Source organism: Nonomuraea sp. NPDC003707, from assembly GCF_053587055.1.
In genome coordinates, this window is sequence record NZ_JBSFNK010000004.1 from 545,065 (window position 1) to 568,307 (window position 23,243).

At 70.6% G+C, this 23,243-nt stretch carries 19 protein-coding genes; 8 read left to right on the plus strand and 11 right to left on the minus strand.

Annotation, left to right across the window (positions count from 1 at the left end; all coding sequences use genetic code 11):
• The first annotated feature begins 158 nt into the window (after positions 1–158).
• On the plus strand, positions 159–1,073 hold the full coding sequence (locus ACWDRB_RS13365) for an ABC transporter permease subunit (RefSeq protein ID WP_449893532.1): 915 nt from the start codon (positions 159–161) through the stop codon (positions 1,071–1,073).
• A 157-nt stretch (positions 1,074–1,230) separates the two neighbouring features.
• Here ACWDRB_RS13365 and ACWDRB_RS13370 read toward each other — a convergent pair whose 3' ends face one another.
• Positions 1,231–3,294: a prolyl oligopeptidase family serine peptidase gene (locus tag ACWDRB_RS13370; RefSeq protein WP_449893534.1), complete on the minus strand. Its 2,064-nt coding sequence runs from the start codon at positions 3,292–3,294 to the stop codon at positions 1,231–1,233.
• A 72-nt stretch (positions 3,295–3,366) separates the two neighbouring features.
• Between ACWDRB_RS13370 and mshB the strand changes: the two genes are divergently transcribed.
• From mshB to ACWDRB_RS13385, 3 genes are read left to right on the plus strand one after another with little or no spacing between them, the layout of a single operon-like run.
• Positions 3,367–4,272 (plus strand): N-acetyl-1-D-myo-inositol-2-amino-2-deoxy-alpha-D-glucopyranoside deacetylase, encoded by a 906-nt coding sequence (mshB, locus tag ACWDRB_RS13375; RefSeq protein WP_449893536.1) that lies wholly within the window; start codon positions 3,367–3,369, stop codon positions 4,270–4,272.
• An 11-nt stretch (positions 4,273–4,283) separates the two neighbouring features.
• On the plus strand, positions 4,284–4,700 hold the full coding sequence (locus ACWDRB_RS13380) for a DUF6113 family protein (protein ID WP_449893538.1): 417 nt from the start codon (positions 4,284–4,286) through the stop codon (positions 4,698–4,700).
• Between the two features lie 18 nt (positions 4,701–4,718).
• A complete protein-coding gene (locus tag ACWDRB_RS13385; RefSeq protein WP_449893540.1) occupies positions 4,719–5,222 on the plus strand; it encodes a flavin reductase family protein in 504 nt (167 codons plus the stop codon).
• 51 nt (positions 5,223–5,273) lie between these two features.
• Here the strand turns inward: ACWDRB_RS13385 and ACWDRB_RS13390 are convergent, their stop codons facing one another.
• Positions 5,274–6,227 carry a hypothetical protein gene (locus tag ACWDRB_RS13390; protein WP_449893542.1) on the minus strand — a complete coding sequence of 318 codons (954 nt, stop codon included), beginning with the start codon at positions 6,225–6,227 and terminating at the stop codon, positions 5,274–5,276.
• 75 nt (positions 6,228–6,302) lie between these two features.
• Here ACWDRB_RS13390 and ACWDRB_RS13395 point away from each other — a divergent pair, with 75 nt between their 5' ends.
• Entirely contained in the window at positions 6,303–6,725 is a 423-nt protein-coding gene (locus ACWDRB_RS13395; protein ID WP_364242060.1) for a hypothetical protein, read from the plus strand.
• A 71-nt stretch (positions 6,726–6,796) separates the two neighbouring features.
• Here ACWDRB_RS13395 and ACWDRB_RS13400 read toward each other — a convergent pair whose 3' ends face one another.
• The gene (locus ACWDRB_RS13400; protein WP_449893545.1) at positions 6,797–7,648 is read right to left on the minus strand and encodes a hypothetical protein; all 852 of its coding nucleotides are present in this window, start codon (positions 7,646–7,648) and stop codon (positions 6,797–6,799) included.
• 87 nt (positions 7,649–7,735) lie between these two features.
• On the minus strand, positions 7,736–10,222 hold the full coding sequence (locus ACWDRB_RS13405; protein WP_449893735.1) for a penicillin acylase family protein: 2,487 nt from the start codon (positions 10,220–10,222) through the stop codon (positions 7,736–7,738).
• A gap of 313 nt (positions 10,223–10,535) precedes the next feature.
• Here ACWDRB_RS13405 and ACWDRB_RS13410 point away from each other — a divergent pair, with 313 nt between their 5' ends.
• The gene (locus tag ACWDRB_RS13410) at positions 10,536–11,768 is read left to right on the plus strand and encodes a serine hydrolase domain-containing protein (RefSeq protein ID WP_449893547.1); all 1,233 of its coding nucleotides are present in this window, start codon (positions 10,536–10,538) and stop codon (positions 11,766–11,768) included.
• A gap of 73 nt (positions 11,769–11,841) precedes the next feature.
• Here ACWDRB_RS13410 and cysS read toward each other — a convergent pair whose 3' ends face one another.
• The 7 genes from cysS to ACWDRB_RS13445 form a co-directional block, all read right to left on the minus strand.
• Positions 11,842–13,197, minus strand: a complete 1,356-nt coding sequence (cysS, locus tag ACWDRB_RS13415) for a cysteine--tRNA ligase (RefSeq protein WP_449893549.1) — start codon at positions 13,195–13,197, stop codon at positions 11,842–11,844.
• A 49-nt stretch (positions 13,198–13,246) separates the two neighbouring features.
• Positions 13,247–15,091 (minus strand): sigma factor-like helix-turn-helix DNA-binding protein, encoded by a 1,845-nt coding sequence (locus ACWDRB_RS13420; protein ID WP_355197212.1) that lies wholly within the window; start codon positions 15,089–15,091, stop codon positions 13,247–13,249.
• Between the two features lie 50 nt (positions 15,092–15,141).
• Positions 15,142–16,959 (minus strand): UvrD-helicase domain-containing protein, encoded by a 1,818-nt coding sequence (locus ACWDRB_RS13425; RefSeq protein WP_449893552.1) that lies wholly within the window; start codon positions 16,957–16,959, stop codon positions 15,142–15,144.
• A 4-nt stretch (positions 16,960–16,963) separates the two neighbouring features.
• The gene (locus ACWDRB_RS13430) at positions 16,964–19,258 is read right to left on the minus strand and encodes a hypothetical protein (protein ID WP_449893554.1); all 2,295 of its coding nucleotides are present in this window, start codon (positions 19,256–19,258) and stop codon (positions 16,964–16,966) included.
• Positions 19,259–19,373: 115 nt separating this feature from the next.
• Complete coding sequence (locus ACWDRB_RS13435) at positions 19,374–20,150, minus strand: class I SAM-dependent methyltransferase (RefSeq protein WP_449893556.1); 777 nt, start codon at positions 20,148–20,150, stop codon at positions 19,374–19,376.
• A 102-nt stretch (positions 20,151–20,252) separates the two neighbouring features.
• The gene (locus ACWDRB_RS13440) at positions 20,253–21,323 is read right to left on the minus strand and encodes an ABC transporter substrate-binding protein (RefSeq protein WP_449893559.1); all 1,071 of its coding nucleotides are present in this window, start codon (positions 21,321–21,323) and stop codon (positions 20,253–20,255) included.
• A 17-nt stretch (positions 21,324–21,340) separates the two neighbouring features.
• The gene (locus ACWDRB_RS13445) at positions 21,341–21,571 is read right to left on the minus strand and encodes a putative acetyltransferase (RefSeq protein ID WP_192787934.1); all 231 of its coding nucleotides are present in this window, start codon (positions 21,569–21,571) and stop codon (positions 21,341–21,343) included.
• Between the two features lie 105 nt (positions 21,572–21,676).
• Between ACWDRB_RS13445 and fdxA the strand changes: the two genes are divergently transcribed.
• Together fdxA and dapC are read left to right on the plus strand one after the other, a co-directional pair.
• Positions 21,677–22,003 (plus strand): ferredoxin, encoded by a 327-nt coding sequence (gene fdxA / locus ACWDRB_RS13450; RefSeq protein ID WP_080047500.1) that lies wholly within the window; start codon positions 21,677–21,679, stop codon positions 22,001–22,003.
• A 94-nt stretch (positions 22,004–22,097) separates the two neighbouring features.
• The gene (gene dapC, locus ACWDRB_RS13455) at positions 22,098–23,168 is read left to right on the plus strand and encodes a succinyldiaminopimelate transaminase (protein ID WP_449893562.1); all 1,071 of its coding nucleotides are present in this window, start codon (positions 22,098–22,100) and stop codon (positions 23,166–23,168) included.
• The last annotated feature ends 75 nt before the right edge of the window (positions 23,169–23,243 follow it).

Genomic DNA, 23,243 nt, shown 5'->3' on the forward strand with positions numbered 1-23,243 from the left:
GATGCCCGCGGTTTAAGGCCAAGCAAGCGCTCGGGTGGAAACCCCGAGTTGCCACCCGAGCGCCCGAAAGGGCCGGCCCTGCTCTCTTGGGTGGGGTGGGTCTTGCGGTGGTGGGATGGGTCTTGCGGTGGTGGGGTGGCGTTGTCACGATCGACGGCGTGGGCAAATGGCAGTGGGTCTGGGAAGGCGCGCTCGGGGTCGTCACGGTGCTGGGGCTGGGGATGGTCCTGTTCACCGCTCCCGGCGGGCACCTGCTGAACATCCTCGCGTCCTCCGCGCCGCTCGGCCTGGTCGCCGTGGCGCTCTCCTTGTCGATGCGCGCCGGCACGCCCAACCTGGCCGTGGGCTCGGTCGCCGCGCTGTCCGGAGTGCTCATCGCCTCCGTCGTGGTCGTTCTCGGCATGCCGCTGGTCGTCGGGGTGCTCCTCGTCATCCTGCTCGCCGCGCTCTCGGGGCTGGTCATGGGGGCGTTCACGGTGCTGCTGGAGGCGCCGGCCTGGGCGGTCACGCTCGCCGCCGCCGTGGTCTGCGACGCGTTGTCGCTCGCGTTCACCCAGGCCAGGACGATCCTCCTGCCGGCGGTGCCGTCGCTCTCGCCCGTGGTGGGGTTCGCGGTGTTCGCCGTCGTCTCGGTGGCGGGCGGGCTGTTGTGGGCCCGGCGGGAGTTCCGGCAGTGGCTGACCAAGGGGTGGGCCGGCCCTCTCGTCGGGCTGGCCGGATCCTGCGTGCTCGCCGCTTTGGGTGGGTTCGTGCTGCTGTTGCGGCTGGGAGCGGCGCAGCCGGGCTCTCAGGGGCTGTTCACCATGGTGTTCGCGCTGGCGGCCGTTCTCCTGGGAGGCACGGGCCTTCCGAGCCTTTCGAGCCCTTTGAACGGCACCGGCGCGGTGAGCGCGGTAGCCGACGGGGGACGTGGGGGCGTCGCCGGCACCCTGCTCGCCGTGCTCATCCTGGCGATCGTGCAGGGTGAGCTCACCCTGCTGGCGGTCCCCACGTACGTCATCATGATCGTCCTGGGTGGCGTCGTGATCGCCGGCCTGGCCGTGTCCCGAGCGCTCGACGCCTTACGTCTGTGAAGCCCCGTGCCGGTAAGGCGCCGTCCCGGCAACGCCTCGTGCTGGTGAAGCCTCGCGTTGGTGAAGCCCTGTGCTGGTAGAGCCCGCGCCGGTAGAGCCCGGTGTCGGTAGCCCCGACAGTGAAGTCCCGAGCCGGTGAAGCTCCCGCGTCAGTGGGTCAGCCCAGCGACTTCTTCAGGAAGTCGACCTGGAGCAGCAGCAGGTTCTCCGCCACGACCTCCTGGGGCGTCATGTGCGTCACCCCGGAGAGCGGGAGCACGCTGTGCTGCCGGCCCGCCGCGAGCAGGGCGGATGACAGGCGCAGCGTGTGAGCGGCCACCACGTTGTCGTCGGCCAGGCCGTGGATCAGCAGCAGCGGGCGTTCGAGCTTGGGCGCGTCCGCGAACAGCGAAGAGTTCTCGTACACCTCGGGCTGCTCGGCCGGATGGCCCAGGTATCGCTCGGTGTAGCACGTGTCGTACAGCCGCCAGTCGGTCACCGGCGCCCCCGCCACCGCCGCGTGGAACACGTCCGGTCGCCGCAGCACCGCCAGCGCGGCCAGGAAGCCGCCGAACGACCAGCCGCGAATGGCCACCCTCGTCAGGTCGAGATCGTCGGGATACTGCTCGGCCACCCCCTGCAGGGCGTCGATCTGGTCGTCGAGCGCGGGGGTCGCCAGGTCGTTCAGGACGGACCGCTCGAACTCGGGGCCCCGGCCAGGGGTGCCGCGCCCGTCCGCGACGATGACCGCGAAGCCCTGCTCGGCGAACCACTGGCTCTCCAGGAACGCGCCGCGCCGGTTGAGCACGCGCTGCGCGTGCGGCCCGCCGTACGGGTCCATGAGGACCGGCAGCTTCCCGGAGCCCTGCTCGTGCCACGAGGGCAGCACCACGGCGGTGGCCAGCTCGCGACGGCCGGAACGGCCGAGCGAGACGCGCAGGTCGAGCCCGGGCCGCTCGGCGAACGACGGGATCGGCACCGCCATGCCGTCGCGCCGCACGACCGTGGTCGAGACGCCCTCGGCGTCGAGGCTCTGCTCGGTCAGGACGCCCACGCCGCCGGACATCCGCCCCGAGAACACCCCGGAACGGGTCGAGACGGGCAGCAGCGAATGACCGTCCCACGTCCACAGGTGAACCTCGGTCGGATCGCCGCTCGCGCTGAACAGCACGCTGTCGTGATCGACGTCGAGCACCGCCCGCACCTGCAGCGTGGGCGGGGTGACCGCGCGGTCGCCCACGAACAGCCGGTTGCCGCCCTCCGAAGCGGCCACCCACACCAGCGACCCGTCGTCGAGGTGCGCGGGCACGCCGGACACGATGTCGACCCAGGCCGGATCGGCGTCCTCGCGCACCAGAGCGGACGCGCCCGTCGCCGGGTCGACCGTGAACAGCCGCATCGTGCGCTGGTCGCGCGTCAGGGTCACGATCGACAGCGCGTGGGAGTCCCAGGCCGCCGTCGTGAGGTATTCCTCCTCGTACGGCACCGCGACCCGCGACCCGTCGAGCCCCAGCACGAACAGCTCGGTGACCGCGTTGGGCGTGCCGGCGGCCGGATAGCGCTGGGCCGACGCGGGACGGTCGGGGTTGGCCGGGTCGGCGATGTGCCAGACGTGGACCGGGGCCTCGTCGGAGCGTTCGACCAGCAGCGCGTCGCTGGACGGCGCCCACCAGTAGCCGCGCATCCGGCTCATCTCCTCGGCGGCGATGAACTCGGCCAGCCCGTACGTCACGGTCTCCGACTCCGGCGTGGCCAGCGCGCGGTCCTCGCCGGACGCGAGGTCCTGGACGCGCAGCGCGCCGCCGGTGACGTACGCGACATGTCCCCCGTCGGGGGACAGACGCGGATCGATGACCGCGCCCGGCGTGTCCAGCCGGCGCGCCTGACCGGTCGCGAGGTCCACGACGTAGAGAGCGCCGGACAGGGCGAAGGAGGCCCGCGTGACGTCCGTGTCGGTTGCGTACGCGACCACGCCGCCCGCCGCCTCCCGGCTGCGCTCGCGCCTGGCCCGCTCCTCCGGCGGCAGGTTCTCCTCGTCGGCGTCGAGCGCGCGGGGGTCGACGACCAGGCGCTCGACGTGGGTGTCGGTGTCGAGTTCCCACAGGCACGTCACCGGATCGGTGCCCGATTTCGTGCGGAGGAAGACCACCCGGCCGCCGTCCGGAGTGATCGTGAAGCTCCTGGGCACTCCGAGGGTGAACCGGCGGGTCCTGGCAGACAGTCGCGGGAAGCTCTCGCTCATGGGCCCAATCCTGCCACCGCCGATGAGGAACCTGCGCAATGGCGTCCGGAGCCCGTCGGTACGCTCATTCCTATGACTGATCGACGGCTCCTCCTCGTACACGCCCATCCGGACGACGAGTCGATCGGCACCGGGGCGACGATGGCCAAGTACGCCGCCGAGGGAGCCCACGTCACGCTCGTGACCTGCACTCTCGGCGAGGAAGGCGAGGTCATTCCCGCCGATCTCGCCCACCTGGCCGCCGACCAGGACGACGCGCTCGGGCCGTACCGGATCGACGAGCTCGCCGCCGCCTGCCGGGCGCTCGGCGTCGAGGACCACCGCTTCCTGGGCGCGCCGGGCCGCTGGCGGGACTCGGGGATGATGGGGGTGGCGTCCAACGACCACCCGAAGGCGTTCTGGCGCGCCGACCTCGACGAGGCGGCGGGGGAGCTCGTCAAGGTCATCCGGGAGGTACGCCCGCAGGTCCTCGTCACGTACGACGACAACGGCTTCTACGGGCACCCCGACCACATCCAGGCGCACCGGGTTTCGCGCAGAGCGTTCGAGCTGGCCGCGAAACCGGACTTCGGTGAGGGCGAACCGTGGCAGATCGCGAAGTTCTACCACACGGCCCTCGCCCGATCCGTCATGCGGCGCACGACCGAGGCGCTGCGCGGGTCGGACGTCGGCTTCCTGGTGGAGGACGTGGAGGACATGCCGTTCGGCAACGCGGACGAGGACGTCACCACCGAGATCGACGCCCGCCCGTGGATCGGCGCCAAGATGGAGGCCATGCGGGCGCACGCCACGCAGATCGTCGTGGACGAACCGTGGTTCGCGCTGTCCAACAACATCGGCCAGGAGGTCCTGGGCGTCGAGCACTACCGGCTGGCCATCGGCGTGCCCGGACCCGCCGTGCCCGGCCCGCCCATCGAGGCGGGCGGTCTCGGCGAACCGCACACCCGCGAGAACGATCTCTTCGCGGGCATCCACTAACCTCGTGCGACATGGAACATCGCAGCCAGGCCGAGTCGGCGCTGGGCGGAGCGGCGTACGGCATGCTGTTCGTGCTCGGCGTCGTCATGGGCGTCGTGGGCGGCTTCACGCATGCGGTGCGGCAGATGGGGCCCGTGCCGATCGCGGCGGTCGTGTGGGTGCTGGCGTTGTTCGCGGTGTGCCTGGGGGCGGGCAAGCTGATGCGGGGCAAGCTCGGGGCTTTCATGGCGGCGGTCGGATGGCTGCTGGTCACGATGCCGTTCACGCTGAAGCTGAGCGCCGGCGATCTGGTGATCGCGGATGGTCCGCCCGGGTACGTCTACCTGTACGGAGGGTTGACGGCCATTGTGGCGGCCTATCTGCTTTCGCCCTCGTCAGAGGGGGGATCGTGGCTCTTGCATGGGTACCCTCAGAAGAACTCTATGTAGCGGCATAAAGTAGCGTTCGTGCATTCCATCGAGCGGCCAGTGGACCCTGAGGCTTACCGCAAGGTCGTCGGTCGCTTCGCCACTGGAGTCGCGATCGTCACCACCCGGCTGGACGATGTCGATCATGCGATGACGGTGAATTCGTTCACCTCTGTCTCCCTTGATCCGCTCCTCGTGCTGTTCTGCGCGGAGAAGGTGGCCCGGTTCCACGACGCGGTGCTGGAGGCGGGGGTGTGGGGGGTCTCCGTGCTGCCCGCCTCGATGGAGGACGCCTCGCGCTTCTTCGCCCACCGGGGCCGGCCGTTGAACGGGCAGCTCGCGCGGTGGCCGCATCACCTGGGGGAGTCGGGGGTGGCGTTGTTCGACGGGGCCATCGCGACGGTGGAGTGCGTGACGACGGCGGTGCACGACGGCGGGGACCACTCGATCGTGGTGGGCGAGGTGACGGCCCTGGACACGCCTTCGGACGGGGCGCCGCTTCTGTACCACGAAGGGCAGTACAAGACCCTCTGGCGGGCATGAGTCGGGCCAGGCACGTGGCCTGGCCCGCTCACTTGCTCGCTTCCCGGCTGGCTACTGCGTGGTAGCGCTGGTCGATTCCGACGGCGTGGTGGTCGCAGTCGCCGTCGGGACGCTGGTGCCGGTCGGCGTCAATGTGTCCGGCGGGGTCTCGGAGGGGAGCTCTGTCGGCGTCTCCTCCGCCGGCGGACAGGTGGGGATCCCCGGTGCGCTCTCCGTCGGTGTCACGGAGTCGGTCGGGCTCGTGGTGGATGTCTCGGTCGGGCCCGTGGTGGGCGTCGTGGTCGGGGTTTCGGTCGGAGTTCCGGTGGGAGTTTCGGTCGCGCTGTCAGTCAGGGTCGGGGTCGGCGGGTCGGTGACCGGCGGGGACTCCGTGCCTGTGGCGGTGGGCGTCACCGTGTCCGTCGGGCCGGTCGTCGGCGGAGGGGTCTCCGTCGGGCCGGTCGTCGGCGGTGGCAGGGTCTCCGTCGGCTCGACGCTCGGCTCGACGCTCGGCTGACAGGTGAACGTCACCGTCTGCGTGACCGTCGGCCCCGGCTCGGTGACCGTGATCTGCTCCTTCACCGTCACCGTCGGAAGGGGCGTCATGGTGACTGCCGGTTTGCCCTTTTTCTTGTACGTGCCCCGGCCGAGCCGCTCCGTGGACTCTCCCGAGCCCTCGGTCACCGGGAAGTCGACGCTGGTCGTCTTGCAGGATCTGCCCTTGCAAACCCGCTGCTTGATCGAGAAGAGAGCAGCTTGCGCGTCTGTGATCGATACATTCAGGTAGGAGACGCCTCGCCTCTTGACTACCTTCGTCGTGGCGGTGTACTCCCCGATCGTGGGAGTCTCCGTGGGTGCCGGACTCGTGGTCGGGACGGTGGTTAACGCCACGTTTGCGCCGAGAGCGCCTGGTCGGTTGTCAGTGGATCGTAGGGGATCGGTTGCTGACGTCTGGGTGATCGCCACTCCGCCGGCTCCTGCCAGTGCGACGGTGCCGAGCAGCGCGCCCAGGATGGAGAATCTCATAATCCTGCTCTTGTGGGAGATTTCAGGACGGGGATCATTATTCCGACTTGTCAAGATTGGTCAAGACTGAGACGCATGGACAGGCGCTTCCGGTTCCGGCGGGTGGCGAACTACGTGAACCTCGCCACGCCGCTCGGTCTGCTGATCTCGATCATCGGTGGCGCGACCAGGAACCCCGGCCCCGACGGGCTCATCCTGGCCTTCGGCTACCGCTACCGCTTCCCCATCGCGGGGGCGTTCACCGTGGGAAACGTCGTCCTGACCAGGTGGGACGCGCTCCCCGATCGACTCGTCCGCCACGAGGGCCGGCACGCCACCCAGTGGGCCTGGTGCGTCGGCCTCCCCATGCTGCCGCTCTACCTGCTGTCGATGCTCGTGTCGGTGATGGTCTGCGGCAACCAGGCCACGTACAACCTCTTCGAGCGCCTGGCCGACCTGGAGGACGGCGGCTACCCCCGCGCCCGGCTGTGGTGGCGGCGGCGCAGCGGCGGCGAGTGAGGCCGGGGCGCGTGCCCCCGGTGTCAGGGGAGCGGTCCCTGCGGTGCGGCGGCGAGTGAGGCCGAGGGGTCTCAATGGGGCGATCCCTGCCGTGCGGGAGCGCGTCTTGGCGAGCCCTTCAGGCGGCCCAGCATGAGCGAGGCGATGGCCAGGCCGGAGATGGCGCCGGCGCAGAGGACGGAGGCGGTGGAGGGGGACACGGGCTCGACGCCTGCCAGGGCGAGGGCCGAGACGGCGGTGGCGGTGGCCACGTAGAGCCAGGTGGCCAGGCGGATCCAGCGGACGCGGGAGCCCTCGGAAGGCAGCGTGCGGGACAGCAGCCAGGACAGGGCGGGCAGGAGGAGGACGCCGTGCATGAAGATCGCGTGCGCGGGCTTCAGGGTCGTGGCCACCGTGTACGCGAGCTGCTGGCTTCCCGTCACCACCTCGACGACGCCACGGGCGATCATGACAGCGCCGAACGCCATGGCGGCGAGGAGCGTGGCGAAGCCCGCGCGTACGGCCAGGCGCATGCTCGGGGCGAGGTCCGGATCGGGACGGAACGCGGCGATCGTCATGACGATCCCGATGGCGACGAGGACGCCGCCGCCTGCCGCCAGGGTCCTCGCGACGGCCGTGTCGAAGGCGGTCTCCATGTTGAAGTGGGACGGGACGCCTCGCCAGGCCTGGAGGGTGATCAGGGCCACCTCCAGCGTGGACGCCACCGCGAAGGCGCCGACCACGAGTGGGCGGGCGCGGAGCCGGACGAACTGGGAGACCCAGGTGAGGGTCAGCACGCTCAGCCCGAACGACACGCCGAACGTGAACGGCTTGCGCCACGACACCGCGCCCTCCCACGGCCCGCCGTCCACGACGAACACGCCCAGGTGAACGAGGCCCGCGAGCACCAGCAGGACTCCGATGAGGTACCAGAGGCGATTCATGCCGCCATGGTGGCAAGGCGGCGGGGGCCGGCGCGTCGGCCCAGGGTTTGGATCGCCTCTACAACCCCGGTCGTACGACCCGGGCGGTCAGGGGGTGAGCTTGAGGGTGTGGACGGCCGCCTTCTTGATCGACTCGGGCTTCGCGTACATCGGCAGCAGGTCGCCCTTGGCCCAGGCCTCCGCCTGATCCCAGTAGTTGTCGTGGAAGGCGTGTCCGGAGGCGCCCGTCAGGTTGATCCATCGGGACTTGTCGGTGTCCGACAGGTCGACGATCATGCGCATCGACGGGACGGCGGTGATCTCGTACCCCTTCTGGACGTTCCACCCCGTGGCGTTCACGGCGTCCTTGCCCCCCGCCACGGCCAGCGGCCCGCGGTTGAACAGGGCCTCCACCGGAGCTATCCCCGAGGTCCCCAGCGAGCCGTTGACCAGCTCCAACTGGTGCAGGTCGCCCCAGCGCCAGGACTTGACCTCGGGCCCGAGCCGGTCCGACAGCTCCTGGTACGCCGAGGCGAGCGCCTGGCGGAGGATGTCGTCGCGGGTCTCCTTGATGTTCTTGGTGGTCACGTCGTCCCAGAAGGGGTCGTCAGGAGCGTCGAGCAGGCGTCTGACGACCTCGTACCAGCGGTCCCCTCCGGCCGGCCGCGCCGCCTCCGGCAGGTCGTCGTCGAACGTCAGCGTGAGCACCTGCCGCCACACCGCGTTGAAGTAGGCGGCGGCGGTGGAGTCGAGGCCCTGCATGCGGTCCCACGTCTTCAGCAACTGCCTGGCCTCGCCGCTGGGCCCCGCCAGGTCCACCCGCATCAGGGCCGGGATCAGCGTCTCGGCGAAGCCGTTGTACGTGTCCTGCTGGATCGCCGACATGGTCGCCGCGTCGATCGGGCCCTTCTTGAGCGCTTCCTTGATGCGGTCGCGGATGCGTTCGGAGCGGTAGCCGTGCGCCCAGTCCTTGGTCAGCAGGGGTTTGTACCGCTTGGGGTCGATGACAGCGTTGTTGGCCGTGACGATGAACCCGTCGGCCGGGTTCTCCACCGAAGGTAACTGGTCGTACGGGATGGGGGCCGTCATCCAGTCGTACTCGCCCGTCCATCCCGGGACGGGCCACGTGCCGTCGCCCTTGGCCCGCACGGGGATGCGCCCGGGCGCCTGATAGCCGATCTTGCCCGTGGTGTCGGCGTAGATCAGGTTCTGGGACGGCACGTCGAACAGCGCCGCCGCCGCCCTGAACTCCTGCCAGTCGCCCGCCTTGTTCAGCGCGAAGACGGCGTCGGCCGTCCGGCCCGGCGTCAGCGCCGTCCACTGCAGCGCCACCGCGTTGGCCTCGCCGCTGGGTTTGGCGCTGCCGATGACGTCGTTGATCAGCGGCCCGTGCCGGGTGCTCCTGACCGTGATCGTGACCGGGGCGCCGCCCGCGACCTTGATCTGTTCCTTCCTGGTCTCCAGCTTCACCTGCTGGCCCTTGTACAGGTACGTGTCGCCCTGCACCTGCTCCAGGAAGAGGTCGGCCACGTCGGGGCCCAGGTTGGTGAAGCCCCACGCGATCTTGTCGGTGCGCCCGATGACCACACCCGGCACGCCCGAGAACGTGAACCCGGTCACGTCGTACGGGCACGCCTCCGTGATCTTCCTGCAGTGCAGCCCCGCCTGGTACCAGACGGAGGGCATCTGCGGCGACAGGTGCGGGTCGTTGGCCAGCAGCGGCTTGCCGCTCTTGGTGTACTCGCCGGAGACCACCCACGAGTTGGACCCGATGCCCTCGCGGTCCTCCGTGCCCATCGTGCTCGGTACGGCGTCCAGGGTCTTGGCGGCCTGGGCGATCGCGCGGTCGGCGCGCTGCTGGGGCTCGGCGTGCTGGTTGAAGCGCCCCTGGTCGATGGTGCCTTCGGTGACGATCGGGCTGTGGCGGTCGTACGGGTAGCCGGGGTAGAGCTGCTCGACGCGCTCCTTGGGCAGCTTGGTGAGCGCCAGCGCCCGGTCGATCTCGTCCTCCATGTTGGAGCGCAGGTCCCAGGCCATGGCCTTCAGCCAGGCCACGGAGTCGGCCGCGGTCCACTTCTCCGGCTGGTAACCGCCGTTCTGGATCTTCAGGATGGAGTATTCGAGGCTGCGGTCGGAGGCGTTCGGGTTGGCGCTGAGCCAGGCGTTCACGCCTCTCGCGTACGCGTCCAGGTAGTCCCGGGTTTCCTGGGCCAGGTCGGGGAGCTCCTCCTCGGCGACCTTGCGCCAGCCCATGGTCCTGATGGCCTTGTCGTTCTCGACGGTGGCCTTGCCGTAGAGCTCCGAGAGGCGGCCGGAGGTCAGGTGGCGGCGGAAGTCCATCTCGTAGAAGCGGTCCTGGGCGTGGACGAACCCCTGAGCCGTGAACAGGTCCGCTGCGGTGTCGGCGTAGATGTGCGGGATTCCATATTTATCCCGATAAATCTCCACATTCCCGTTTAGGCCCGGCAGCCGCAGCGATCCGTCCACCTGCGGGAACGACTTCCGCACCGTGTAGACGAGGACCCCTGCCAGCACCAGGACCAGCGCGAGCACTATGGACAGCACCCGAGCGAACCACCGCAACGGCCGCGGCATCCACGCGTAGGGCCTCACCGACACCTCCATCTCCGCCGAACTGGCACTAAGTCTGTCAGCCCGAGATCACTACTCCGGCCGCCTTCCACAACCCTGGGAGGAGGACTTGAGGGGCCTGATTACGGGCGATCACCTCTCCCTCACTCGCCGCGTCCGCCGAGCGGAGGACGGCGCGGGGGCGTTGCGTGGGCGACCCCGGCGCTCCCTCGTGAGAGTGAGTGAGAAATCGGTCGCACCGGCGATCCGCGGCGGCAGCGCTGATCGACAGGATGGGCGCATTCCACCTGCACCCCTCTCACTTGGAGATGCTCCGATGAAGCTGTCAGCCGCCGGTCTCGCCCTCGCCACCCTCCTCATGGCGACGCCCGCTCAAGCGGCCGCCACCACCCCGGCCCCCACCACCCCGGCCCCCTCGACGAGTGCCTGCCCGCCACCGGCCGTGGTCCGGCCCGATCCGGCCGCGCCGGTCCCTCCCGTCAACGCCACCGCGCTGGAGCAGTCCATCAAGGACCTGCCCGCGGCCGACGCCACCGCCGCGATCGTCCGGGTGAGCGGTACGAAGGGCTCATGGCGGGGCGTGACCGGCGTGGCCGACATCACCACCCGGCGCAAGGCCTCCGCGCACGTACGCTTCCGGGCGGGCAGCGTGACCAAGATGTTCACCACCGCGGTCGTGCTGCAGCTCGTGGCCGAGGGCAAGGTCTCACTCGACGGAACCGTCCAGGACTACCTGCCCGGCCTGCTGCCCGACTCCTATCCCGAGGTCCGCGTCGGTCAGCTGCTCAACCACACCAGCGGGCTGCCCGCGCCCGAGCTGCCCGGCACGTTCGACTGGGTCTACCGGACCCGGTTCAAGACCTGGACGCCGGAGGAGTACGTCGGGCTGGCCGTGCGCAACCCGATCGAGTTCGCGCCCGGCACCAGGCAGCACTACCTCAACACCAACACGTTCGTGGCGGGCATGCTGATCGAGAAGATCAGCGGACGCTCGTACGAGCACGAGGTCACGTCCAGGATCCTGCGCCCGCTCGGCATGCGGGACAGCTACCTGCCCGGCGCCTCGCCCCGCATCCGCGGCCCGCACCACAAGGGCTACCAGTCCGTGCCCGCGGGCTTCGACGGCGCCATCGCCTACGGAGCGGGCCACGTGGTCGACATGACCGAGACCAGCGTCACCTCGACCTGGGCCTCGGGCGATCTCATCTCCACCGCCGCGGACCTGGAGAAGTTCGTCAAGGCGCTGTTCTCGGGGAAGGTCGTGCCGGCCGCGCAACTGGAGCCGATGTTCACGGTCCCGGACGTGACGATGTACGACGAATGCGGCAACCAGCCGGCCGTCTACACCTCGGGCATGACGCGGCTCGTGCTGCCGGGCGGGATCGTCGCCTACGGCAAGACCGGCGCGCGGTACGGCTACGCCGCCGGCGTCGGCGCGACCCGTGACCTGAGCCGGGTTCTCGTCTACTCGGTCAACTCCACCGACGCCAAGGCATCGGGCCAGAACGACAGAACGCTGCGCATCGCCCTGGCCGCCTTCTCCCGATGAGCCGCCGGTGCATGGCGCATCGCGCCCGAGCGGGATCCGCGGCGGTGGCCGGCGGGGCGGCGTTGGGTGGGGGTCAGGTCCAGGTTTGGCCGTCCGGGGTGTCCGCGACGCGTACCCCCATCTCCGCCAGCTCCTCCCGCAGCCGATCCGCCTCCTCCCAGTCCCGGGCCTCCCGCGCCCGGTCCCGCGCCTCCAGGAGCTCCCCGGCCCCGGGAGGCAGCACCCGCGCCTTGCCGATCTCCGTCGAGAGGTCGAGCCCCAGCACCTGGTCCAGATGCAGGAACGTCTCGAACTTGGCCCCGGGCGCGACGGACTCGTCGCGTTCCAGGTCCCGGAGGATCCGCAGCGCGGACGGCGTGTCCAGGTCGTCGGAGAAGGCGGCCTCCACCCGTTCCGCGTAGTCCGCGGCCATCGGCGCGCTGGGCGACTCCGACCATTCGGCCACCCGGGCGCGCCACCGCCGCACCGTGCGGTCGGCGGCTCGCAGGGTGTCCCAGGTCAGGTTCAGCTGCTGCCGGTAGCGGTGCTCCAGGAACGCCATGCGTACGGCGAGCGGGTCGAGCCCGGCCGCGGCCACGTCCGACAGCAGCACCACGTTCCCCGTGGACTTGGCCATCTTGCGGCCGTCGAACAGCAGGTGCTCCCCGTGCACCCAGTGCCGCACCACCTCGTGCCCGGTCGCCGAGTTGGACTGGGCCCGCTCGTCCTCGTGGTGCGGGAAACGAAGGTCGATCCCGCCGACGTGGATCTCGAAGCTGGAGCCGAGGAAGCGGAGCGACATGGCCGAGCATTCCACGTGCCACCCGGGGAAGCCGCGGCCCCAGGGTGAGTCCCACGTGAGGTCTCCCGAAGAGGGCTTCCACAGGGCCCAGTCGGCGTGGAAGCGCTTGCGCGGGTCGACGGCGTCGATGCGGTGGGCGGGCTTGAGCGAGTCCAGGCGATTTCCCGAAATTTCGCCGTAAGTGGGGAAGGTCTGGACGTCGAAGAACACCGACCCGTCCGGCACCTCGTACGCGTGCCCCCGCTCGATCAGCTTGGCGATCAGCTCGATCATCAGGTCGACGGTCTCGCTCGCCCGGGGCGTGTGCTCCGGCGGGCGGAGGTTGAGCGTCGAGGTGTCGTTCCTGAAGGCGTCCTCGTAGAAGCGGGCGAGCTCGCCCACCGAGCGCCCCTCCGCCCGCGCCTGCTCCAGCACCTTGTCGGAGCCGGCGTCGGTCAGGTGGCCCACGTCGGTGATGTTCTGGCAGGCCAGCACGCGTACCCGCCGCCGTTCGAGCACCCGCCTGATCAGGTCGGACAGCAGGTACGTACGGAGGTTGCCCACATGCGCGTGGCGGTAGACGGTCGGCCCGCACGTGTACATGCGCACCGCCCGCCCCGCGGCGATCTCCTCGACCTGCCGGGCACGCGTGTCGTAGATCCGGAGCATTCTCCGAGCCTAGCCGCGTCAGAATCCCCGCAAGCCGAGCCCAGCCGCGTCAGCCCCCCAGGAAGCCGAGGATGTCCCGGTCGCCGCGCTCGCGCAGCCTGCCTAGCACGTCCTCGCGCGCGGCCGTGTCGGGCATCCCCATCCTGGCCCCGATCAGCCGCAGCCCCTCCAGCTCCGAGCTGACGGGGGCGGTGTAGCCGATGAGGTAGAGGGCGCGGTTCACGGGCGGCATCCCGACGGGCGCGGCCGGCAGGTAGCGGGTCAGCAGCTCGCCCCCGTCCGACACGGTCAGGAACACGTGGTCGCCCTCGCTCGCCTTGAAGTCGGCCAGCACGTTGCGGATCGACCCCATGGTCGGCTGGTTGTGCCAGCTGATCACCACGTCCCCGGATGGGGTCGAGGCGGTGAGCTGCCCGCCCGGCGCCATCCCCAGGTACGCCGCGAAACCTGTGGGCAGCGGCGAACCGGACCCGCGCAGGTGCTCGGCGTTGACGTCCACCCGGTGCCACCAGCGGCCGTCGCGGGAGCGGAAGCTGCGCCGCGTCTCCGAGACGTCCTTGCGCGGCTGGTACGGCTCCGCCTCCCCGGTCGGCGAGGTGCCGGCCACCCGGATCCAGCCCCGCTGCGTCCGCTCGAAGCCCGGCCCGCCCGAGTACGCCCGCACCGAGCTCTCGCTGACCTCGTACTTGGCGGTCAGGTTGGTGACGATCGTGCTCACCGAGGCCTCGCCCCCGGCCCGCTCGATCTCCCTGGCGATCATCTCCCTGATCCCCAGATACTCGTCGCCGCCCCATCGCGTCAGGCCGTACTTGTTGCGGTCGACCCGGCGGAAGCGTTCGTCGGCGGTGAGCTGGTTGCGGATGCCGACCAGGCTGTAGTCCTCGCCGATGCGCTCCTGGATCTCCTCGGGTGACAGCGGCGCGCCCGCCACCGCCAGCACCGCCTCGGCCTTCTCGTTGATGCTGCGCGGCCACGGCACGACGTGCTGGCCCAGCACGCGCAGCTGCGGCACCGCCAGGATCCACCGCTCGGCCACGTCCTCGCGCACGCCGAGCTGGGTGACCATGGCCACCGCCTCGCCGAGCGGCCGCGGCCCGTCGGCGAACAGCTGCCGCGTCTTCTCCCGGAGCTCGTCGGCCCCGCCCGCCACGAGCCACCCGTCGGACTGCTCGTAGCCGGTCAGCAGCGTACGCACGAACCGCCACGCCGGGATCCCCAGCGAGCGCAGCTCGGCCCGGTGCCACGGCACGGCGGCCTGCAGGTCGTCGGCCGGGACCGCGGAGCCGAGCCGGCCGCGCAGCCAGGAGACGTGCGCGACGAGGGCCGACGCGTCCGGCTTGCCGAGCCAGGCCTCCACGTGGTCGCGCAGGTCACGTTCGATCTGCCGGATCCGCTCCCGCGTGACCGAGAAACGCTGGGCCAGCTCGTCCAGCGTGGCCCGCTGCGCGGCGTAGAGCCGGTCGCGGGCGATGGCCCGCTGCCGGTCGTCCAGCGCCCCGAACAGGTCGTCGATCAGCTCGGGCAGCGGCCTGTCCGGCCTGGACGGCGCGGGCGCGGCCTCGGGCGCCGGTTCGAGCAGCCGCTCGAACACGCCGGTGAACAGCTTCTGCACCACGTCCTTGCCCAGCGTCTCCGGCGTCCGCTCGGCCTCGGCGGGGTCGGAGAAACGCAGCAACGGGAGGATGTCGCCGACCATCAGATGACCCCAGCAGGCCACGGCGAGGTCGGCCAGGCGGCCGGCCACGGCCTGCGTCCCGACCATGGCGCACGCGCGATCGAGGGGGATCGCCTGCCACCAGGCCTCCGGCAGCTGTGGCTCCTCCACGATCGGCGCGATCTGACCAGGGGAGGTCCATCGCAGGGGTGGCGCGAGGTCGCTCAGGCTGAGGTTCATTGACGTCCAACCGGCAAAGGGAAGATATATCCGCAGTTCAGACTATGTGATTAGAGTGACAAAAACGGGCTGCCTCTTCCGGAATGGGAGATATAGAGCATCGCACGAGCCCGCGTGCAGGCGACGAACAGTATGCTCCGTTCACGTTGCAGGGCACGAGCCCGAGCGTCGGGTTCCTCGGGCGGCGGCTCGGGCACCACACCCTCCGCCACGCCGATGAGCGCCACCCGCTCGAATTCCAGCCCCTTGAGATGTTGGAACGTCGAGGCCCGTACGTCCAGCCCGTCCAGCGCCCGCCTGGCATCCCGCATGAGTCGCGAATTGCGCGCGCCGACGGCGATCTCGTCCGCGGGCACGCCGTCCGCCAGCCACGACTCGACCGTGCTCCGCAGTCCGGCCAGCTCCGACTCCGGCGTCTCGTACGCCCTCACGATGGGCCGGTCGCCGTTACGCGTCGAGTGGAAGCCGTACATGTTGGTCGTGCCCTTGACCAGGCCGCTGGCCGGGCCGCCGCGCAGCCGTACCACGAAGGACAGCAGCTCCTGGGACATCCGGTAGGAGAGCCGCAGCGTGTGCTGGACGGCGGGGATGCCGACCGCGCCGAGCGCCACCCGCGTGTCGGTGATCCGCTGGTGCGGGTCGCCGACCACGAACAGGTCGTTGCGAGCCCGCGGCACCGCCGCGCGCAGCAGCCGCCACTGCGACGGGCTGATGTCCTGCGCCTCGTCCACGACGATGTGACGGTACGGCTTGCGCCCCGGGTCCACGTCGTCGAGCAGGTCGCCCGTCGCCAGGGAGAGCAGCCGGAGCGCCTCGTCCGTGAGCTGGGCCAGCGTCCGCGCCCCCGGGCCGACCAGCGCGGGGCGGCGGCCCTCGGCGTCGGCCACGATGCGCAGGGCCAGGCGTTCGGTGTTGCCGACCTCGACCCGCTTGCGGACGACCTCGTCCTCTATCAGCAGGTCCAGCTTCGCCGACAGGTCCTCGGCCAGCGCCTGGGAGAACGTCACGAGCAGCACGGGCCCCGACCCGTGCGCGGCCAGGTGAGCGGCCCGCTGCAGGGCGACGACCGTCTTGCCGGTGCCCGCCCCGCCCACGACCAGCACCGGCTGCTCGAAACGGGCGGCCCTGGCCAGCCGGTGCTGCGGCGGGTCGAGAAATGTGCACCAGGCAGGCAGCCCGAGCACCCGGTCCAGCTCCACCTTGTCCGCGACGAACGCCGCCCGGTCGGGGCTGCGGCGCAGCGCCGCGTGCAGGTCCTCGGGGTCGATCGGCCCGGTGTCCTCGTCGGAGGCGCGCCAGGCGTCCAGCTCCCGCCACGCCTCGGCGAGCGTGCCGCCGCGGGCCAGCACGGCGAGCGGGACGTGCTGGGTCGGCGGGAGCAGCGGTTCGAGCGCGGCCACGTCGGCCTCGGTCGTGATCAGCCTGAACAGCGGCAGCGCGTGCACGTCGAGGCCGAGCCCCATCAGGTCGCCGTCGCAGATCGGGTCGTACAGTCCGGACGACCTGGCCGATCGGCGTAACGCGGGCTCGACGCGTTCGAGCGCCTCGGCGTCCCACTCCTCGACCACGCCGATCACCGGGTTGACCCCGAACCTGAAGCGTCGCGCGTACGACCAGGCCTCGGGGTCGGGCAGCACCGTACGCAGCCAGTACACGTCCCGCTGCCGCACCACCACCCCGCGATGGCCCTCGGCCAGCCGCAGCGTCGCGACCCGCGGATCCCGGCAGCCCCTGACCCGCTGGGGGTGCGGGGCGCCGGCCACGTTCAGCAGGAACCGGCGCAGCGCGACAACGGCGTCCCTGCGCACCGGCTGGGCCAGTGCGCTGAGCTCCCTGGGAAACTCAGGGCCGATCGCGAGCCGCGGCACCGGCTCAGTCCAGGAGGGCGAGCAGGTCGCGGTCCCCGCGTTCGCGGAGCCTGGTGAGCAGGTCGGGGAGCGCGACCGGTCCCGTCATGCCGATCCTGGTGGCGATCACCCTGGCCGCCTGATCTCGGGTGCCGCCGGGGGCCGTGTACCCGACCAGCCGGAGCGCCTTGGTGATCTTCTCGGCGCCCTGTGCGGCGACCGGGAGGTGCCGGGCCCTGAGCACGCCCTCGTCCGACAGCGTCAGGAACAGGTGCCCGCCCTCTCGCGCGCCCACGTCCACCAGGAGGCGTTCGATGGATTCGAGCACCGGCTTGCCGTGCCACGTCATGGTCAGCTCGCCCGCGGCGCTCCTGACCGTCCGGCTCTCACCGGGGGACAGGCCCAGGTAGGAGGCGAACCCCGTCGGCAGCGTGCACTCGCCGCCGCCCAGTTGCTCGGCCGTCACGTCGATGCGCAGCCACCAGCGTCCGTCCGGCTGCCTGAAGCAGCGCCTGGTCTGCGAGACGTCCTTCAGCGGCTGGTACGGCTTGTGCTCCCCGGAGTCGCCGTTGGCCTCCTCCACCTGCGAGGGGGCCGGGGTGAACGCCTGGAACTGCGGCGGGCCCGGGGGAGAGGGCGGCGGCATCTGGGGCGAGCCGAACGCCGACTGCGGCTGCAACTGGGGCTGCGGCTGGGGGGACAGCGTCGCCAGCACGAACTGCCAGGCCGGGACCTCCAGAGCGCGGATCTCCACGTTGTGCCATTCGGCCGCGCCGATGAGCTGCTCCTTGTGGGCGGCCGGTCCCAGGGTCCTGCGCAACTCCTCCAGATGGGCCCGGTACGGGGCCGCCTCCTCGCTCGTCAGCCAGTGGTCGAGGCGGGTACGGAGCTCGTCCTCGGTGGCGGAGATCTCGGCCGGGGGGACGGCGAAGAGCTTGGCCAGCTGGTCCACGGCGGAGGGCTCGTCGGTGAAGACGCGGTTCTGGGCCACGGCCCAGCTCTTGTCGTCGAGCCCGGCGAACGCGGCCTCGATGAGGTCCGGCAGCTGCCCCTGCGACGGGGCGGGCTCCTGCTCGGGGGCGATCGCCTGGGCGGGCTCCGGCTCGGGCGCCTCCTGGGCGGCCGGTTCGGGAGCGGGCTCGGGCTCCTCGGCGGCGTCGAGCACGGACTGCGGCTCGGGCTGCGGTTCAGGTTGCGGCTCAGGGGCGGGCGCCTCGTCGGCGACCGGCTCGGCGTCGGCGGCCGGCACCGGCTCAGCGACCTCGGCCGCGCCCTGCTCCGAAGCGACGCCCTCGGGCTCGCTCTCGTGCGAGGCGACGGCCTCGGGTGCCTCCTCATGCGAGGCGGCCTCGGGCGCGTCCTGCTGGGGTTCGTCCTGGTGGGGAGCGTCGGCCTCGGGCGCGCCTTCGTGCGAAGCGACGGCCTCGGAGGCGTCCTCCTGCGGAGTGGCGGTCTCGGGCACGTCCTCGTGTGCCTCGGCGTCCTCCGGCGTGCCCTCGTGCGGCGCGACGGCCTGGGGCTCGTCATCTTGGGGAGCGACGTCCTCGGGTGCGCCCTCGTGGGACGCCACGGCCTCCTCGTCCGCCGGGCGCTCGGCCTCGGCGGCGTGCGGGGCCTCCGCGGGCTCGGGAGCGGCCGCGTCCTCGTCGGGTTCGGGGTCGTCGATGACGGACCCTGCGGGGACGAAGTGGGCGACGGGCTCGGGGTCGTCGATCACCGACCCGACGGCGGCGAACCGGACCACGGGGTCGGGCTCCTCGACCGGCTCGGGGGCCGGCTCCTCAGCGGAATGCGACGACGGCGCGTCGGCGGGGACGAGCGCGGGCTCGGCCACCGCGGCGGGCGGGTGCTCGGCCGACGCCGCCTGCTCGCTCGCGGCGGGAACCGGCGCCGGGTGCGCGGGCTCGGCCGTCCGCGGGTGCGCCAGGCGTACCAGGACCGCCGAGAACAGCGTGTTCAGCACCGGACGGGCCTGGATGAAGGGCTGGTCCACCAGCTCCCTGCTGGTCAGCTTCAGCAGCCCGGCCCACGATCCGGCCCGGTCGAGGGCGATCGCGACGGCGGGCTCGTCGGCCTCCTCCGGGTCCAGCACGTACAGCGCCGGCAGGACGTCACCCACCGCCGCAGCGGGCCAGTGCTCCAGGGCGATCTCCGTCAGCAGCTCGCCCAACGACTCGGGGCCGATGGCCGCCAGGACGTGCGGTATGGGCAGACTGCGCCACCACGCGTCGGGCAGCTCCGGCTGCCCGGTGAGCAGCGTGATCGTCGTGGCGTCGCTCCACCTCAACGGTGGTACGAGGTCGCTCAGGCAGAAGTTCATCCCGTTCCGTTCACCAGCCCCTCACGCCGCCGCCGCAGCGGTGCAGCCATAATCTCGCCGCCCACGGAACAGACCATAGTCCGGCAAATCAGCCCTACGCATCATGTACAACGCATCAACGCCGAACGGCGGCAAAGCGTAGACGCACGTAGTCGGCCATCCAGCCAGTCTCCCTGCGAAGCGCGGGCGCGGCCAACTCGTTCACACGATGAAGCAGGGGCTCCACGATCTCCGGCGGGAGTCCTTCGAGCACCGACGAGGCGAACATGCGCACCCAGTCGGCGGCCCCGCCGGGGCACTCGTCCAGGGGGGTCGGCCGGTCGAAGTATTCCAGCAGCCTGACCACGAACCCCTCCCGCTCGAGGCGGCGGGCGTACTCGGCAGGCGAGGGAAAGTACCACGGAAGATCGGGTTCGCGCAGGCCGTACTCGCGCCAGGCCGTCAGCATCGCGGCGGTCAGCTCGGCGCAGTTGCCGGCCCCGCCCATTTCGGCGACGAAACGCCCGCCGGGCGTCAGCGCCTCGCGCACGCGCGCGATCACCAGCCCGGGGTCGCGGCTCATCCAGTGCAGCGCCGCGTTGGAGAACACCGCGTCGTACGGGTTCACGACGTTGAAGTCGTGCCCGTCGCCGACGATGAAGTTGATCCCCGGGTACTGCGCGAGGGCCTTCTCGATCATCGCGGGGGAGCCGTCGATGCCCAGCACGTCCGCGCCCCTGAAGGCGATCTGCGAGGTGAGCACGCCCGTGCCGCAGCCGAGGTCGAGCACCCGCTCGCCGGGCCGCGGATCCAGCAGGTCGACCAGCGGCGCGCCCTGAGTGGAGACGTAGCCGAAGCTGCTGTCGTAGGCGCGACTGTTCCACCGCTCCAAGCTCGGTGTGTCATATCGCAAGACGATCAGCTCACATTCGATCAGACAACGGGCCCCCCTGGCCGTGCTGTCTGCTCACTTTAGAGCCTGAACGTCCCTACGACATATCAAGTCACATCGGACTCATCCGACACTCTTCGTCCATTCCCGGCTGAGATACGCCTTCGCCGCGTCTGCCTGCGGGATTGTCATGAGGACCGGCGGGCCCGGAGCCTTGGGAAGTTTCGCGGCCTGCTCGGCGTCGAGCGTGCCCTTCATGAGCATCGCCTCGCTGCGCGCCGGGCGGGCGAAACCCTTCTGGAAGAGGTTCTGGCCCTCGTTCGAGAACAGGAACTCCTGCCAGAGACGGGCCGCGGCCGGATGCGGGGCCGCCTTGCTGATGGCCTGCATGTGGAAGCCGCCGAGCGGCGCGTCCTTGGGGATCGTGACCTTCCACGCGTCGGAGTGGGCGGCGCTGCGGGCCGCGTTCAGGTGGTCCCAGGCGATGACCGTGTTGGCCTTGGCCAGGTCGGTGAGCCGCCCGGCCTGCTTGAGCTTGGCGAACAGCGCCACCCCCTGCGACGGCTGCGGCACGCCCGAGCGCATGGAGGCGGCCATCACGCCGTCGAACGCCCCGTCCGAGCGCAGCGGGTCGCCGTCGAGCGCGACCCGGTAGCCGGGATTGAGCAGGTCGGCGAAGGAGGCGGGGGGCTTGACCTCGCGCGGGTCGTACCCGATGGACATGAAGCCGCCGTAGGCGGCGTACCAGGCGCCGGACGGGTCCTTGACGTCGTCGGGCAGGTCCTGCCAGCCCTGCACCTTGTACGGGGCGAACCGGTCGGCCCCGGAGACGGCCACGTCCAGGGTCAGGTCGAAGACGTCGGGCTTGAGCTGCGCGGCGGCGTCGAGCTCGCGCTTGCTGCCGGCGGCCGGCTCCAGTTCGTTGACCTTGAGCCCGTACTTGTCGGCGAACGTCTCGATGATCTCGCCGTAGTTCACCCAGTCGTGGGGCAGCGCGATCACGTTGAGCCGGCCCTCACGCTTGGCGGCCTCGACCAGCCGGTCCATGGTGGCGAAGCCGGCCTTCATGGAGCTCGCCTGGACGTTGACCGGCGGCAGGTTCTTGGGCTGGGAAGAGGTGGAGTGGGTGGACGACGCGCCGCATCCGGCGCTGGCGAGGATGGCTGCTGCGGCGGCGCAGGTACGTACAGTCACACAACGAATACTTACCGTTACATTCGTTCAGGTCGAGGAGGCGCGGCCGGAACGACCTTGGCGGCCACCAGCGTCTCCTCCGGGATCTCCACCACAGTGCCGTCTCGTTTGCGAACTTTGAGTAGTCCGTTCTCCCACGACACGAGGATGCCCACCGCATCTCGAAATCCCCCGGGAACGCGCCTACGGGTGGTGATGCGTGCCCCTATATCCTGACTTGTGATCGCGATGATGAGACGTGCGGCCACGACTTTGCCACCCTCCGTTTCGGCCAGCTGGCAAGCACGGCAATACTAGGGCGTAGCAAACCGCGGTCAGAGACATGCCATGGTGCGGAGAAGAAGGAGCTCGAGGTGACCTACGTCATCGCGCAGCCTTGCGTGGACGTCCTGGACAAGGCGTGCATCGAGGAGTGCCCCGTCGATTGCATCTACGAGGGCGAGCGCATGCTTTACATCCACCCCGACGAGTGCGTGGACTGCGGCGCGTGTGAGCCTGTATGCCCCGTCGAGGCGATTTTCTATGAGGACGACCTTCCCGAGCAGTGGAAGGACTTCTACAAGGCGAACGTGGACTTCTTCGAAGACCTCGGCTCGCCCGGTGGCGCCTCGAAGGTCGGGAAGATCGACAAGGACCACCCGGTGGTGGCCGCCCTGCCGCCGCAGGGTGAGGACCACTAGCCGATCCTGTCGCGCCGGGTACGGGGGCATCCGGGCCGGATGCGCCCCGTCGGCGTGCGCTTTTTGAGTACGGCACGCACAACCCTGGAGAACCGTGAACAAGTTGCCCGACTTCCCCTGGGACCGGCTGGAGCCGTACAAGGAGCGCGCGCTCGCACATCCCGACGGCATCGTCGATCTCTCGATCGGCACGCCGGTCGATCCCGTGCCGCAGATCGTCCAGGACGCTCTCGCGCAGGCGGCCGACAGCCCCGGCTACCCGTTCACGCACGGCACCAAGGTGCTGCGCGAGGCGGCGGCCGGGTGGCTGCGGCGCAGGCACGGCGTCTCCGTCGATCAGCAGGACGTGCTCCCGCTGATCGGCTCCAAGGAGTTCGTCGCCTGGCTGCCCACCTACCTGGGCGCCGGGCGGGTGGTCTTCCCCGAGCTGGCCTACCCCACCTACGACGTGGGCGCCCGGCTGGCCGGGGCGGTGGGCACGGCCTCCGACAGCACGCTCGCGCTCGGTCCCGAGCGCGTCGACCTCATCTGGGTCAACTCCCCGGGTAACCCCACGGGCCGGGTGCTGCCCGCCGAACACCTGCGCAAGGTGGTCTCCTGGGCCCGTGAGCGCGGCGCCGTCGTGGCCTCCGACGAGTGCTACATCGAGCTCGGCTGGGAAGAGGAGCCGATCTCGATCCTCCATCCCGACGTCTGCGGTGGCTCCCACGAGGGGTTGCTCGCGGTCCACTCGCTCTCCAAGCGCTCCAACCTGGCCGGCTACCGCGCCGGGTTCGTGACGGGAGATCCCGTCCTGGTCAAGCGGCTGCTGGAGACGCGCAAGCACGCCGGCATGATCATGCCCCAGCCCGTACAGGCCGCCATGACGGTCGCGTTCGGCGACGACGAGCACGCCGACCTGCAGCGCGAACGGTACGCCGCCCGCCGTGCCCTGCTGCGGCCCGCGCTGGAGCGGGCGGGGTGGCACATCGACCATTCGACGGCCGGTCTCTACTTCTGGGCGTCGAACGGGCAGAGCGCCTGGGATCAGGTCGGGAAGCTTTCCGAAATCGGCATTTTGGTCGCGCCCGGCGAGTTCTACGGATCGGCAGGTGAGCGGCACATCCGCATCGCGGTTACCGCGACTGATGAGCGGATCGGTGCGGCGGTGCGCCGCCTCCAGTAGGATCGCGCGTCATAGCCGGGCAATCCGGCTGACACGCATAAATTGATAAGGGCTTTTGCCGAGGCAGACCGCGAG

What these genes read in the sequence shown, in the direction of transcription:
- ACWDRB_RS13370 (WP_449893534.1), bottom strand. Translation starts at nt 3,294, where the DNA reads ATGAGCGAGAGCTTCCCGCGACTGTCTGCCAGGACCCGCCGGTTCACC.
- mshB (WP_449893536.1), top strand. Translation starts at nt 3,367, where the DNA reads ATGACTGATCGACGGCTCCTCCTCGTACACGCCCATCCGGACGACGAG.
- ACWDRB_RS13380 (WP_449893538.1), top strand. Translation starts at nt 4,284, where the DNA reads ATGGAACATCGCAGCCAGGCCGAGTCGGCGCTGGGCGGAGCGGCGTAC.
- ACWDRB_RS13390 (WP_449893542.1), bottom strand. Translation starts at nt 6,227, where the DNA reads ATGAGATTCTCCATCCTGGGCGCGCTGCTCGGCACCGTCGCACTGGCA.
- ACWDRB_RS13395 (WP_364242060.1), top strand. Translation starts at nt 6,303, where the DNA reads ATGGACAGGCGCTTCCGGTTCCGGCGGGTGGCGAACTACGTGAACCTC.
- ACWDRB_RS13400 (WP_449893545.1), bottom strand. Translation starts at nt 7,648, where the DNA reads ATGAATCGCCTCTGGTACCTCATCGGAGTCCTGCTGGTGCTCGCGGGC.
- ACWDRB_RS13405 (WP_449893735.1), bottom strand. Translation starts at nt 10,222, where the DNA reads ATGCCGCGGCCGTTGCGGTGGTTCGCTCGGGTGCTGTCCATAGTGCTC.
- ACWDRB_RS13410 (WP_449893547.1), top strand. Translation starts at nt 10,536, where the DNA reads ATGAAGCTGTCAGCCGCCGGTCTCGCCCTCGCCACCCTCCTCATGGCG.
- cysS (WP_449893549.1), bottom strand. Translation starts at nt 13,197, where the DNA reads ATGCTCCGGATCTACGACACGCGTGCCCGGCAGGTCGAGGAGATCGCC.
- ACWDRB_RS13420 (WP_355197212.1), bottom strand. Translation starts at nt 15,091, where the DNA reads ATGAACCTCAGCCTGAGCGACCTCGCGCCACCCCTGCGATGGACCTCC.
- ACWDRB_RS13430 (WP_449893554.1), bottom strand. Translation starts at nt 19,258, where the DNA reads ATGAACTTCTGCCTGAGCGACCTCGTACCACCGTTGAGGTGGAGCGAC.